This is a genomic window from Deinococcus aquiradiocola (genome assembly GCF_014646915.1).
Classification (GTDB): Bacteria; Deinococcota; Deinococci; order Deinococcales; family Deinococcaceae; genus Deinococcus; species Deinococcus aquiradiocola.
This window is the reverse complement of the sequence record NZ_BMOE01000003.1, coordinates 59,851-73,278: the sequence shown is the minus strand read 5'-3', so window position 1 is coordinate 73,278 and position 13,428 is coordinate 59,851. Positions and strand designations below refer to the sequence as shown.

The following is a 13,428-nucleotide window of genomic DNA, read 5'->3' as shown; positions in this document are numbered from 1 at the left end:
GTCCCGCAGGTCCGGCGTTCAGGCGTCCCGGGCCACGCGGAGCAGTTCGCCGCCCCGCACCATCTGCACGATCTTCAGGAGGTCGGGTCGGTAGTAGCGGTCCTGTGTCATGTTGGGGATGTGCGCGCGGATGTGCTCCCACGCGGCCTGCGCGCCCCGTCCGGCCTGCAGCTTCTGGAAGTCGAGGGCCTGCGCGGCGCACAGCAGCTCGATTCCGACGACGTTCTGCACGTTCTCCAGGATGGCGCGCAGCTGCCGCGCGCCGTGCGCGCCCATGCTGACGTGATCCTCCTGGTTGGCGCTGGTGGGGATGGTGTCCACGCTCGCCGGGTGCGCGAGGACCTTGTTCTCGCTGACGAGCGCGGCGGCCGTGTACTGCGCGATCATGAAGCCGCTGTTCAGGCCGCCCTGCGGCGCGAGGAAGCCCGGCAGGCCCGACAGGGCCGGATTCAGGAGCTGCTCGCAGCGGCGCTCGCTGATGCTGCCGAGTTCCGCCACCGCGACCTTGAGCGCGTCGATGGTGACGGCCAGCGGCTGCCCGTGGAAGTTCCCGCCGCTCACCACGTCCCCGGTGTCCGGGAAGATCAGCGGGTTGTCCGTCACGGACGCGAACTCCACGGCCAGGACCCGCTCGGCGTGCGCGAGCGTATCCAGGCTCGCGCCGTGCACCTGCGGCGCGGCCCGCAGCGAGTACGCGTCCTGCACCTTCCCGTCCCCCACTGCGTGCGACGGCGCGATCTGCGAGTCCCGCAGGAAGAACCGCAGTTCCTCCGCCACCGCGACCGCGCCGGGGTGGGGGCGCAGACCGATCACGTCCGGCTGGAACGGCCGGTGCGAGCCGTACATCGCCTCGACCGTCATGGCCGCCGCGAGGTTCGCCGTGCCCAGCAGCGTGCGCGCGTCCGCGACCGCCAGGGCCAGCAGGCTCCCCATGAGCTGCGTGCCATTGATCAGGGCCAGCCCCTCCTTCGCCTGTAACGTCAGCGGACTCAGGCCAAGGTCTGACAGCACATCCGCACTGGGACGCACCTGCCCCCGATACTCCATCTCGCCCAGCCCGATCAATCCCAGTGCCAGGTGCGCCAGCGGCGCGAGGTCCCCCGACGCGCCCACGCTCCCCTGCGCCGGAATGACCGGGTGCGCGCCTGCGTTCAGCAGCGAGAGCAGCAGCTCCACCACCTCGGGCCGCACGCCCGAGTGCCCCAGCGCGAGCGACTGTGCGCGCAGCAGCAGCATGCCGCGCACCACCTCGCCCGGCAGGTTCTCCCCCACCCCGATCGCGTGCGACAGGATCAGGTTCAGCTGCAGCTCCTCCAGCCCAGCACGCGGCACCTGCACCGACGCGAACTTCCCGAACCCCGTGTTCACGCCGTACACCGCCGCCTGACCGTCCACGATCCGCTCGATCACCGCCCGCGCACGAAGAATGCGCTCCCGCGCGGCCTCGGCCAGCTGGACGGACTCGCCGCCACGCACGACGGACAGGAAAGCTTCAAGGGACAGGTGTTGATCGAGAATCACGGGTACTCCTTCAGAGGGGAGAGAGGGAAGAGAGAATCAGAGTTCAGTGCCGCTGACAACCACGCTCCGTACCGGACTCGCACCGAGCGTGTACGGCAGGTCGCGCCAGTCGTGGCTGTGCAGGGCGAGGAAATCCGCCCGCTGGCCGGGCGCGAGGGTGCCCCGGTCACTCAGGCCGAGGGCAGCGGCAGCATTCACGGTGCAGGCGGTCAGCGCCTCGGCGAGCGTCAGGCGACACAGGCGCACGGCCAGGGCCAGCGCGAGTTGCGTGCTGAACACAGGCGAGGAACCGGGATTCAGGTCGGTGCCCACGGCGACCGCCGCACCCGCGTCGATCAGGGCGCGGCCCGGCGCGGCAGGCAGGCCCAGGTGCAGCGTCACGCCCGGCAGGATGGTCGCCACGGTGTTCGACGCGGCCAGCGCGGCGATCTGCGCGGGGCCGCTCGCCTCCAGGTGATCCACGCTCAGGGCACCCAGCTCGCACGCGAGTTCCGTGCCGCCGATGGCGTGGAACTGGTCGGCGTGCAGCTTCGTCTGAAGCCCGTGTGCCTTCGCGGCCTGGAGGATGGCGCGGGTCTCGTCCACCGTGAACGCCTCGCGCTCGGTGAACACGTCCACCGCCGTTGCCAGCCCCTCGCGCGCCACGCCGGGAATGAGGTCGTGGCAGACCGCCTGCACGTACTCCGCGCGGCCCCCGGTGGGCGGCACGTGAATCAGCAGGGTCGGCACGAGCTGGAATTCCGCCTGAAGGACACGGACGGCGCGGAGCATCCGCAGCTCGGCGTCGAAGTCCAGACCGTACCCGCTCTTGACCTCAGTCGTCGTCGCGCCGGAGGCATGCAGCGCCCGCAGGCGGGGCCGGGCAAGCGCGACGAGTTCCTCCACGCCCGCCGCCCCGGTCGCCCGCATGCTGCTGCGGATGCCGCCGCCACGCGCCAGGATCTCCTCGTACGGGACGCCGGAAATGCGCGCCTCGAAGTCCGCGAGGCGATCCCCGGCCCACACGGCGTGCGTGTGCGGGTCGATCAGCCCGGGGACGACCGCCACGCCGCCCAGATCATGCTCCTGCACCATTCCGGGAGCCTGGGCGCGCGGGCCGACCCAGCGGATCACTCCGCCCGACACGAGGATCGCCGCGTCAGGGATGACGGTCAGGTCGCGCATGGCCGCGCCGCGCTGCATGCCCACCCCTGGCGTGACGAGTTGGCTGATGTTCGTGAACAGCGTTTCCGCTCCCGTCATCGCGCCCACCCCGGCTGCGCGGAACCGAACTCGTCCACGGCGCACAGCGTCTCCATGATCAGCCGCGCCATCAGGAGTTCGCTGCGGCCGGTCGGGTCGAGGTTCGGGGCGAGCTCCACGACGTCCAGGCCGACGACGGTGTTGTGCCGCGCGGTTTCCGCCAGGATGCGCATGCCCTGCGCGTACGTCAGGCCGTCCGGTTCGGGGCTGCTCGTGCCGGGGATGACGCTGGGGTCGAAGCCGTCCACGTCCACGCTGAGGTACACGTTCTTCCCGCGCGGCAACTGCTCCAGCACGCGCGTCAGGTCGCTCGCGACGTCCGTCATGGGGATCAGGGCGTGCCCCCGCGCGCGGGCTGCCGCGACCGCTTCCGGGTCGAAGCGCAGCCCCCGCAGACCAATGGTCGTGATGTGCACGAGGTTCGGCAGGTCCTCGCACGCGCGGCGAAAGGGGCTGCTGTTGCTGTAGCGGGTGTCGTTGCGGGTGTCCGTGAAGTCCAGGTGGGCGTCCAGCTGCACCACGTGCAGGTCAGGCACGCCCGCGAACGCCCGCAGGATCGGGTACGTGACGCTGTGGTCACCACCCAGGAACACGGGCAGGCTGCACCGCTCCCGCACCAGCTCGGCCGCATCCGTGATCCGCTGCCGCGCCAGTTCCGGCTCCAGGCTGGGCAGCACCACGTCCCCCGCGTCCACGAAGGTCACGCCCGCCAGACGCGTCACGCCGTCCAGCCCCGTGAAGGGCGGCACGCTCCGCAGGCTCGCCTCCCGCAACGCACGCGGCGCGAAGCGCGCGCCGGGGCGGAAGCCCAGCGCGATATCGAAGGGAACGCCGAGCACAGCAACGTCCGCCGTCCAGTCACCCTCAGGCTGCACGATGGGTGCGCGGGCGAAGGTCGGAATCCCGCCGTAAGGAAGGTGGGTCATGGTCGAGCCTCACAGGTCGCGTTGCCGTCGGTGTCTTTGTCTGAGATCTGCGTCAGCGAAGGAACGGCAAGGTGGATTTCAGAAGTGCGGCTGAGTCGACCCGTTGTGGGGCTGTACCAGCCCACGTTCAGGCACAGGGTCTTCCCCATCACGCGGCTGGCCCAGATATCAGGAAATGTGACCTGCCGGACGCCACCGTTCAGGTTCCAGAGTCGAATGGTGTTATCTCCTGTACCAACAAGATAGAGACCATCTTCAGTCCACTGAATCTTACGGACCTCACCATTCTTCAATTCCTCGACAGTGCCGTCTGGACGCACAAGGAAGACGGCAGCACTCCAATATTTGATTGCACGCCCGTGATACAGCACAGCAGTAAATTTTTCATTCGGACTTTTCAGAACATTCGAGACCTTCCACCTCCACCAAGTATCGAAGTCCAAATCTACCTTTGGCCCTTTCACCACGACGGTCTTCCCTGTCGACGTGGTGATTGTAACAGCCAGCTTTGGATCCAAACCGTACGTGTTTGCAAGAGCCCAACCAGAAAATGACAGGGAAAAACCAATCAGGATAGCAACTTTCATGCGTCCATTGTTCACGTCAGCGGTGTTCTTTGATGTCGAGGCTGGGGAGGTCGAGGCCGCGTTCGTGGGCGACGTTCAGGGCGTGGTCGTATCCGGCGTCGGCGTGGCGGATGACGCCCATGCCGGGGTCGTTGGTCAGCGCGCGGGACAGTTTCTGCGCCGCTGCTTCCGTGCCGTCGGCGACGATGACGAGGCCGCTGTGCTGGCTGAAGCCCAGGCCGACGCCGCCCCCGTGGTGGAAGCTCATCCAGCTGGCCCCACTGGCGATGCCGAGGCCGAAGTTCAGGAGGGGCCAGTCGCTGACGGCGTCGCTGCCGTCGAGCATGGCTTCCGTTTCGCGGTAGGGGCTGGCGACGCTTCCGGCGTCGAGGTGGTCGCGGCCGATGACGATGGGGGCTTTCAGGCGGCCGTCGGCGACCATCTCGTTGAACAGGCGCGCGGCATGGTCACGTTCCCGGTACCCGAGCCAGCAGATGCGGGCGGGGAGGCCCTGGAAGGCGATCTGATCGGCGGCGTACGTCAGCCAGGACTGCAGGCGTTCGTCGTTCGGGAAGAGGTCGAGGAGCGCGCGGTCGGTGGCGCGGATGTCCTCGGGGTCGCCGGACAGCGCCACCCAGCGGAAGGGGCCGCGTCCCTCGCAGAAGCTGTCGCGGATGAAGGCGGGCACGAAGCCGGGGTAGTCGAAGGCGTCCGTCACGCCGGCTTCCTGGGCGCGGTGGCGGAGGTTGTTGCCGTAATCGAAGGCGACCGCGCCGCGCCGCTGGAGTTCGAGGATGGCGCGGACGTGCGCGGCCATCGCGTCGTACGCGCGCTGGCGGTACTCGTCGGCGTGGTCGGTGCGCAGGCGGCTGGCGTCCTCGTCGGGCGAGAGGACGGGCAGGTAGCCCCACATGGGGTCGTGCGCGCTCGTCTGGTCCGTGACGAGGTCCGGCGTCCAGTTCATCGTGACGAGCTGCGGGACGAGTTCGGCGGCGTTGCCCTGCACGCCGATGGAGCGGGCCACTCCCGCAGTCTTGTACTGTTCTGCGCGGGTGATGGCATCTTCGAGGCTGCTGGCGACCTCGTCGAGGTAGCGGGTATCCAGGCGTTTCTGGATGCGGGTCGGGTCGATCTCGATGGTGATGCTGACGCCCCCGGCGAGCTTCACGGCGAGCGGTTGCGCGCCCCCCATGCCGCCCAGTCCGGCGGTGACGGTGATGGTGCCTTTCAGGCTGCCGCCGAAGTGTTTGCGGGCCGCGCCCGCGAAGGTCTCGTAGGTGCCCTGCAGGATGCCCTGCGTGCCGATGTAGATCCAGCTTCCGGCGGTCATCTGGCCGTACATCATCAGGCCCGCCCGGTCGAGTTTGTCGAAGGTCTCCCAGTTCGCCCAGTGCGGCACGAGGTTGCTGTTGGCGAGCAGCACGCGCGGTGCCCACTCGTGCGTTTTCAGCACGGCGACGGGCTTGCCGGACTGGATGAGGAGCGTCTCGTCGTTCTCCAGTCGGTCGAGCGTCTCCACGATCTTGTGGTACGCCTCCCAGGTTCGGGCGGCCTTGCCGCGCCCGCCGTACACGACGAGGGTGTCGGGGTGCTCGGCGACGTCCGGGTCGAGGTTGTTCATCAGCATGCGTTTGGCGGCTTCCTGCACCCAGCCTTTCGCGGTCCGGTTCGGGCCGCGCGGGGCGCGCACGACGGGGGCGGGTTCGGGGGCCGTGATGGGGGACTGGGTCATGGGGGGTTCCTCCGGGGCGGTACAGGAGCGTGATGGTGCTGGGGTGTGTGTGGCCTCCCCGCATGGGGTGGCGTGCGTATGGCGTTGCCGTCATCTTGCGTCCGTGGGTGGGACGCGGCAAGACCGTTTTCCGGTGTGGCCGGAAACGTGGCAGACTGCCCGCATGCCTTCCCCTTCCCTGCTGTCCGGCGCGGTGGACGTCCTGACGGCCTTCGACGCGGACCACACCGAGTGGCGCCTGTCGGACCTGTCGCGGCATCTGGACGTGCCGACGAGCACCCTGCACGAGCAGTTGCTGGCACTGTGCGAGACGGGCCTGCTGCTGCGTGTCGGGCGGGGCCGCTACCGGCTGGGCTGGCGGCTCCTGAAACTGTCGAGCGCCCTGTACGGCAGCCTGCCGTGGTATGCCCCGGCGCACGCGGCGATGGAACGCGTGGCGCGCGGCACGCACCGCCTGGCGTTCCTGTGCGTGCTGGACGGCGAGGACCGGGTGCTGTGCATCGCGCGGAGCGTGCAGGGCCGTGACGGTCCGCCGGTGGCGGGCGAACTGGATTACCAGTTGCCCGCGCACGCGACCGCGAGCGGGAAGCTGCTCCTCGCGTACGCCGGGCGTCCCCTGCCGCGCCCGGCGGTGACGTTCACGCCCGGTACCGTCACGGACGCGGGCACCTGGGACGTACAGGCGCGGGAGATCCGTGCGCAGGGGTACGCGGTCACGGCGGACGAGTGGGCGACCGGCACGGCAAGCCTCGCGGTGCCGCTGCGCGGCGCGGACGGCGGGGTGCTGGCCGCGCTGGGCGTCAGCGTCCCGACCCCGCGCCTGCGCGAGCGGCACTCGCTGCTGCGGGCCCTGCACGGCGCGGCGGACGACCTGAACTGGACGCTCGGGTGGCGGCCCCCCCGCGCCACGCACGGTTGACCCCTGGGCCTGCGGGGCGTCTTCGCGCAAACGGAACCGGCGCGCCCCCATCTGAGGGGCGCGCCGTGCCGTGCAGGACCGGTGAGGTGAAGGGGGTTCAGGGGGTGAAGGTCAGGCCCTCGGTGAAGTTCGCGCGGCGTTTGTCGGCGTCGCTGCCGATGGTGTTCGCGCCGGGCGGGGTGCTGCCCGCGTCGGGAATGATGTCGCCCGCGCCGTAGTTGTCGCCGCCGAACACGCCGCCGTACAGCCGGATGGGCGTGGTGGGTCTGCCGCTGAAGCCGAGGCTCGTCCAGGGGATGGCGACCTCGAAGCTCTGTTCCGGCAGGGTGCCACTGCTCGCCTGCAGGTACCCGGCGGCGGGCAGTTCGGTGGTGGCGGTGTCGCTGTCGATGCGGCGCAGCTGCGCGGCCTGGTTCTCGTAGCGGGCGATAAAGTAGTCGGCGCCGCCCGCGAGGTTCGCGGCGCGCGGCCAGGCGTCGAAGGTGTCGGCCTTCATGGCGCCGCCGGTCCTGGTGTCGAGGTACAGGAGGGCGCTGTTGCCGCTGACACGGTACGTGTAGGCGAGGTACAGGTACGTGTCGTCACTGTCGGCCTGCAGGGTGAGCCAGTTGTTGTCCGCGCCGAACACGCCGGCGTCCGGGCTGCTGAGTTTGAGTTTCGGGCTGGTCCAGTCGCTGAGGTTCCCGTCGATGGTGTAGCGGGTCCGCAGGTCGCGGCTCAGGTCGAAGTCGATGCCGGTGGCGGGCGCGGTGGCGGTGCGGGGGGCGCTGGTGGTGTACGCGGCGGCGCTGGCCTTCAGGGTCTGCTGGCCGCTCGTGAGGGCGGTGTACGTTCCGTCCGCGAAGGTGTAGGCGTAGTCGAAGGCGGGGTCGTTGCCTTCCACGAGGGCGCCCGCGAGGGGGGTGCCGCCGCCCGTGACGCGGCCCTCGACGGTGGTGGTGGGGACGGGGCGGCTGATGTAGTCGTACGTGCCGGTGTACGTCGCGCCGGGCGTGACGGTGAGGCTGCGGTCAGACTGGCCGGGGGCCTCGTAGCCGCTGTTCTTGACGCCACCGGAGCTGTTCCCGAACTTGAACTTCACTTCGCGGTAGAGCGGCAGGTCGATGTCGGTCTTCCAGATGCCGCGCGCGGTCTGTGTCATGGGGTAGCTGATCTGGCCGCCGGTGTCGAAGCGGCGCAGTTCGACGGTGCTGTTGCCCTGGGTGCGGGCGTCGACCGTGAAGGTGACCTTGACGGTGCTGGCGGTGCTGGGGGTGCTGCTGACGGTCGTGCCCTTGCTCTCGCGGCCCTGGGCGTCCACGCCGACCACGCGGAAGGTGTACGCAGTGCCGTTGGTGAGGCTGCGGGCGACGGAGCTGCGGGTGGTGGCGGGCAGCGGCGCGAAGTTCAGGAGGCGTTCCTCGCCGCCGTTCGCGCGCTGGTACACGCGGTAGCCGGTCACGTCGGCGCTGGTGGCGGCCGTCCAGCTGAGGCCCACCGCGCCGTCGCCGGGCGTGGCGGTGAGGGCAGTCACGTCCGGCAGGGCGGCGTTCACGGTGGTGCCCGCGCCGGTTCCGGCCGTGCCGGTCACCATGAGGAGCGTGCGGGCAGGGACGGTGCCGACGAGTTTCCCGTCCTGCACGCTGAGGTTGGTGGTGCGGCCCGTGAGTTCCCGGAGCGTGCTCTGCGCGAAGGTGCCGAGGAGCGGGATGCCGCCGCCGGGAAGGGTGGCGAGGTTCAGGTCGGTGTTGCCGTTGTTGAGCACCGCGACGACGGGCGTGCTGCCGGAGTCCGTGGCGGCCGGGACGCGGCGGAAGGCGTAGATGGGCGCGCCGCCGTTCGGACGCCACAGTTCCTGCTGCGCGCCGTGCCGCAGCGCGGGGCTGGCCGCTCTCGCGGAGGTGAGGGCGCGGATGCGGGCGGCGGTGCTGCTGCCCGCGACGGCCGTGAAGTCCATGTCCTCGCGGTTGCCTTCGCCGAGCGCGTAGTTGTACGGGTCGCCCTTGCCCTGCTGGGCGATCTCGGTGCCCTGGTACAGGCTGGGGGTGCCGCGTGACGCGAACATCAGGCTGAGGGCTAGGTCGAGCCGCTCGCGCGCCTCGGAACCGCTTCCACCCCGGGTCTGGACTTCCGACACGAAGCGCGGCACGTCGTGGTTGTCCACGAAGGTCGTCAGCCGGGACGGGTCACGGTACGCGCTGTCCCGCGCGAACACGTCCGCGAGCGCGTCAAGGTTCCCGGACCCGGTGCTCAGGTTGTCCTTCACGGCGAAATACAGCGCGAAATCGAAGACGCTGGGCGAGCCGAGCACGTCCATGTAGCGGGCCAGCACGGCCGGGTCGCCGTTGAACACCTCGCCGACCGACCAGAGTTTCGCCGGGTCGCCCGCGCCGCCCGCCGCGAAGAACTGCCGCCAGTAGTCGTCCGTGACGTGCTTCATGGTGTCGATGCGCAGCCCATCGATGCCGACGTTCTTCTGCCAGTACGTCACGAAGTCGTTCAGGTACGTGGTCACGGCGGGCACGTTCTGCCGGAAGTCGGGCAGGCCCGCCAGTGCGCAGTCCTGGTCCTTGTTGCTGCTGGCGTCGCAGTCGGCCTGCGTGTGGAACCAGTCGGGGTGCTGCGTGGTGAGGGCCGACCCGTACCCGGCGTGGTTCACGACCACGTCCTGAATGACTTTCAGCCCGTGCGCGTGCGCGCTGTCCACCAGGGCCTTGAGGTCTGCCTGCGTTCCGAAGTGCGGGTCGGTCCTGAAGAAGTCCTCGGCCCAGTACCCGTGGAATCCGGCGAAGAGTTTGCCGGTGTTGGGACCGTCGCCCACGGGAATGGCGGGAACCTGCAGCACGACCGGGCTGATCCAGAGGGCGGTCGCGCCGAGGTCGCGGAAGTACCCGCTGTCGATCTTGGCTTTCAGGCCCTTCCAGTCCCCGCCGTGCCAGCCGAGCGGGTTGCTGCGGTCGAGGCGGTCGCCCGCATCGCGGTTGCTGCCGTTGTCGTTGCTGGGGTCGCCGTTGCTGAACCGGTCGGTCAGGGCGAAGTAGATGACTTCGTCCTGCCAGGCGCGGGCGGTGGGTGTGGGGCCAGACTGCTGGAGGCCGCAGGCCGACAGGGTGAGTGTCAGGGCGGCCAGGGCACCGAAGCGCCCGGCAAACGGTTTGTTTTGCATTGCGTGTTCATTTCAATCGAAAGCCGTGAACATGTCAATCAGGGGCCTTCGCCGTCCCTTCATGTGATCGCTCACGGCGGCGCGCCCCCCTGACGTGCAGGTGTGCGTCAGCGCGTCGGGCCCGCTCCGTACGGAAACATTGTCCTGCCCGCGTCCCTGGGGCGTCCGACCGGGACCTGCGCGTTGGTGTCCGGCCACGTCACCGGCAGGCGGCCCGTGAACCCCGCACGGCCGTAGAGGGTGTCGGCGACGCCTCCACCTTCCGTGCCGGGCAGCCACGCGGCCACCAGGGCGTGCACGCGCGGCAGCAGGTCCGTCACGAGCAGCGGTCGGCCCGACACCACGACCAGCACGCAGCGCGTCGCGGCGCACACGGTCCGGGCGAGGTCGTGGTCCGCCGCGTTCAGGCTCAGGTCGTCCGTGTCTCCCTTGCCCTCGGCGTAGGGCGCCTCGCCGACCACCACCACCGCGAGGTCGTAACGGCGCGCGGTGGCGGCGTCCACGGCCGCGCGGTACTCGACCTTCGTTCCGGCGGGCGCCCCGGCCCGCAGGCCTGCCAGGATGGTGGTGCCGCTGCGGGTGGGGCCGGACGCGCCCTGCCACGTGACGCTCCAGCCGCCCATCTGCCGCCCGAGATCGTCGGCGCTACTGCCGGTCACGAGGAGGCGCTTCACGTTCGCGCGGATGGGCAGCACGCCGTCGTTCTTCAGGAGCACCTGGGATTCCTGCACGGCGCGGCGCGCGAGGGCGCGGTGCGCACTGGACCCCACGCCCGCCGCGAGCGAACGGTCCGTGAACGGGTGCTCGAACAGCCCCAGACGGAATTTCTGCACTAGGATGCGCGTCACGGCGTCGTCGATGCGGGAGGTGGGGACGCGGCCCGCCTCGACCTCGGCGGTGAGGGTCGTCATGAAGCGCCGGTAGTCGTTGGGGACCATCACCATGTCGATCCCGGCGTTGACGGCGGTCCGCACGGCGAGCGGGTAGTCGGGCGCGATCTGGTCGATGCCCGCCCAGTCGCTCACCACGAAGCCCTGGAAGCCCAGCTGGCCCTTCAGCACGTCGGTCAGCAGGTGCCGCTGCGCGTGCATGCGCGTGCCGTTCCAGCTGGAGAAGGACGCCATGACGCTTCCCACGCCGGCCCGGACGGCCGCCCGGTACGGCGGGAGGTGCAGCGCGCCGAGCTGCGCCTCGCTGAGCCGGGTGTCGCCCTGGTCGAGGAGGTAGTCGCCGGTGGTGCTGCTGCCGTAGGTGGTGCCGCCGTCCCCCAGGAAGTGCTTCGCGGTGGCGAGAACGCGCGCCCGGTCGCCCGGCGCGCCCTGGTACCCGGTCACGGCGACCGCCATGTCGCTCACGAGCTCCGGGCGTTCCCCGAAGCTCTCGTAGGTGCGGCCCCAGCGCACGTCGCGCGCGACGCACAGGCAGGGGCTGAAGGTCCAGTTCGCGCCGGTCGCGGCGACCTCCTCGGCCGTGGCGCGCGCGACGGCCTGCACGAGCGCCGGGTCGCGCGTGGCGCCCAGCCCGATGTTGTGCGGGTAGAGGACCGCTCCCTTCAGGTTCCCGTGCCCGTGCACGGCGTCAGTGCCGTACAGGACGGGAATGCCGAGCCGCGTGGCGAGCGCGGCCCGCTGGTAGGCGTCCACCATGTCGGCCCACCCGGCGGGCGTGTTGGGGGTGGGGGCACTCCCCCCGCCGGACAGGACGCTGCCGAGCATGGCGCGCGTCACGTCCTGCGGGTCGGGCAGCACGCCGCGTTCCGCCTGCGTCATCTGCCCGACCTTCTCGGCGAGCGTCATGCGGGCCAGGAGGTCCGCCGCGCGCACCTGCGGGCTGAGGGCCGCGTCCCGGTACGGGGCCGGGGCGGCGGGCGGGGTGGCACGGGCCGGGCCCTGCAGCAGGAACGGCAAGGCCAGCACCGTGCCCACGGCGAGTGCCCGGCCCGCACCGCCGGATCGCCGCCCGGCGGGGGCGTCAGTCGTCACGGGCCTCGCTGCTCGCGAGCGACCGGTACCATTTCGCGCTGTCCTTCAGGATGCGGCGCTGATCGCCGTAATCCACGTACACCAGCCCGAAGCGTTTGCTGTACCCGTGCGCCCACTCGAAGTTGTCCATCAGGCTCCACGCGAAGTACCCGCGCACGTCCACGCCCTGATCGGCCGCGGCACGCACGGCGTTCAGGTGCGTCTCGAAGTACCGGACGCGCGCCGTGTCGTGCACGTCGTCGCCCTCCAGCACGTCGTGGTACGCCGCGCCGTTCTCGGTGATGTAGATGGGCGGCACGAGGTAGTCCGTCTTCAGGCGCACGAGCAGGTCCGTGAGGCCCTGCGGGTACACTTCCCAGTCCATCGCGGTGAACTCCGACTGCTCCGCGCGGGCCGGGCCGCTGGCGGAGATCAGCCCGCGGCTGTAGTAGTTGACGCCCATGAAGTCCAGCGGCTGCCGGATGGTCTGCAGGTCGCCGGGGTGCACGTCCGGCACGTCCTGGCCGTACGCTTCCCAGGTGTCGCGCGGGTACTCGCCGACGAGCAGCGGTTCCAGGAACCAGCGGTTGAATTCGCCGTCGAAGCTGCGCGCGGCGGCCGCGTCGGCCGGGGAGGTCGTGGCGGGGTACGCGGGGTTGAGGTTCAGGACGATGCCGACCTCGGCCTGCTGCACGACGCTGCGCAGGGCGAGGACGGCCTCGCCGTGCCCGAGCAGCAGGTGGTGCGCGGCGCTCAGGGCGGCGCGGCGGTCGCGCAGGCCGGGCGCGTGCTCCCCGATCTGGTAGCTGAGGATGCTGCTGCACCACGGCTCGTTGAGGGTCGCGTAGCTGCGGACGCGGTCCCCGAGGCGCTCCGCGAAGATCCGGGCGTACTCCGCGAAGCGGTGCGCGGTCTCGCGGTTGTCCCAGCCGCCCGCGTCCTGCAGGGCCTGCGGCAGGTCCCAGTGGTACAGGGTCGCGTAGGGGCTCAGGCCGCGTTCGAGCATGCCGTCCACCAGGCGCTCGTAGAAGTCGAGGCCGGCCGCGTTGACGGCGCCCGACCCGGTCGGCTGGATGCGCGGCCACGCGACCGAGAAGCGGTACGCGTCCACGCCGAGCGAGCGGATCAGGTCGAGGTCCTCGGGCCAGCGGTGGTAATGGTCGCAGGCGATGTCGCCGCTGCTGCCGTCCGAGATGCGGCCCGGCTCGCGGCAGAAGGTGTCCCAGATGGACGGGCCGCGTCCGTCCTCGTGCGCGGCACCCTCGATCTGGTACGAGGAGGTCGCGACCCCGAAGCGGAACCCGGCGGGAAAGTCGTGGCGGGTCAGCACGCTCGGCTGCGGGCGGGCGTTGATGGCGGTTTCGGGGATGCTCATGGGGACCTCTCTCTGGACTGGATTGGGGGTGGGGTTCGGGT

9 protein-coding genes are annotated in these 13,428 nt (G+C 70.4%); 1 reads left to right on the top strand and 8 read right to left on the bottom strand.

All coding sequences use genetic code 11. From position 1 onward, the window contains the following. Nucleotides 1–18 precede the first annotated feature (18 nt). Genes hutH through hutU form a run of 5 tightly spaced genes read right to left on the bottom strand, consistent with a single transcriptional unit; the run spans nucleotide 19 to nucleotide 5,987 of the window. Nucleotides 19–1,521 carry a histidine ammonia-lyase gene (hutH, locus tag IEY33_RS05920; RefSeq protein WP_188961366.1) on the bottom strand — a complete coding sequence of 501 codons (1,503 nt, stop codon included), beginning with the start codon at nucleotides 1,519–1,521 and terminating at the stop codon, nucleotides 19–21. Between the two features lie 36 nt (nucleotides 1,522–1,557). Further along, nucleotides 1,558–2,763 carry an imidazolonepropionase gene (gene hutI, locus IEY33_RS05915; protein WP_188961365.1) on the bottom strand — a complete coding sequence of 402 codons (1,206 nt, stop codon included), beginning with the start codon at nucleotides 2,761–2,763 and terminating at the stop codon, nucleotides 1,558–1,560. Further along, nucleotides 2,760–3,689 (bottom strand): agmatinase, encoded by a 930-nt coding sequence (locus IEY33_RS05910; RefSeq protein WP_188961364.1) that lies wholly within the window; start codon nucleotides 3,687–3,689, stop codon nucleotides 2,760–2,762. Before IEY33_RS05910 ends, hutI begins: the two co-directional genes overlap by 4 nt. Further along, nucleotides 3,686–4,276 carry a WD40 repeat domain-containing protein gene (locus IEY33_RS05905; RefSeq protein ID WP_188961363.1) on the bottom strand — a complete coding sequence of 197 codons (591 nt, stop codon included), beginning with the start codon at nucleotides 4,274–4,276 and terminating at the stop codon, nucleotides 3,686–3,688. Before IEY33_RS05905 ends, IEY33_RS05910 begins: the two co-directional genes overlap by 4 nt. Nucleotides 4,277–4,292: 16 nt before the next feature. After that, the gene (hutU, locus tag IEY33_RS05900; RefSeq protein WP_188961362.1) at nucleotides 4,293–5,987 is read right to left on the bottom strand and encodes a urocanate hydratase; all 1,695 of its coding nucleotides are present in this window, start codon (nucleotides 5,985–5,987) and stop codon (nucleotides 4,293–4,295) included. A gap of 163 nt (nucleotides 5,988–6,150) precedes the next feature. Here hutU and IEY33_RS05895 point away from each other — a divergent pair, with 163 nt between their 5' ends. Then, nucleotides 6,151–6,906, top strand: a complete 756-nt coding sequence (locus tag IEY33_RS05895) for an IclR family transcriptional regulator (RefSeq protein ID WP_188961361.1) — start codon at nucleotides 6,151–6,153, stop codon at nucleotides 6,904–6,906. Between the two features lie 97 nt (nucleotides 6,907–7,003). On the opposite strand, the gene IEY33_RS05890 is transcribed toward IEY33_RS05895, so the two are convergent. The 3 genes from IEY33_RS05890 to IEY33_RS05880 all read right to left on the bottom strand — a co-directional run bounded on the left by IEY33_RS05890 (nucleotide 7,004) and on the right by IEY33_RS05880 (nucleotide 13,387). Further along, nucleotides 7,004–10,051 (bottom strand): alpha-amylase family glycosyl hydrolase, encoded by a 3,048-nt coding sequence (locus IEY33_RS05890; RefSeq protein WP_188961360.1) that lies wholly within the window; start codon nucleotides 10,049–10,051, stop codon nucleotides 7,004–7,006. A 107-nt stretch (nucleotides 10,052–10,158) separates the two neighbouring features. Beyond that, entirely contained in the window at nucleotides 10,159–12,033 is a 1,875-nt protein-coding gene (locus tag IEY33_RS05885; RefSeq protein ID WP_229670812.1) for a glycoside hydrolase family 3 protein, read from the bottom strand. Beyond that, the gene (locus IEY33_RS05880) at nucleotides 12,023–13,387 is read right to left on the bottom strand and encodes a GH1 family beta-glucosidase (protein ID WP_188961359.1); all 1,365 of its coding nucleotides are present in this window, start codon (nucleotides 13,385–13,387) and stop codon (nucleotides 12,023–12,025) included. The genes IEY33_RS05885 and IEY33_RS05880 overlap by 11 nt, the downstream gene beginning before the upstream one ends. Nucleotides 13,388–13,428 lie beyond the last annotated feature (41 nt).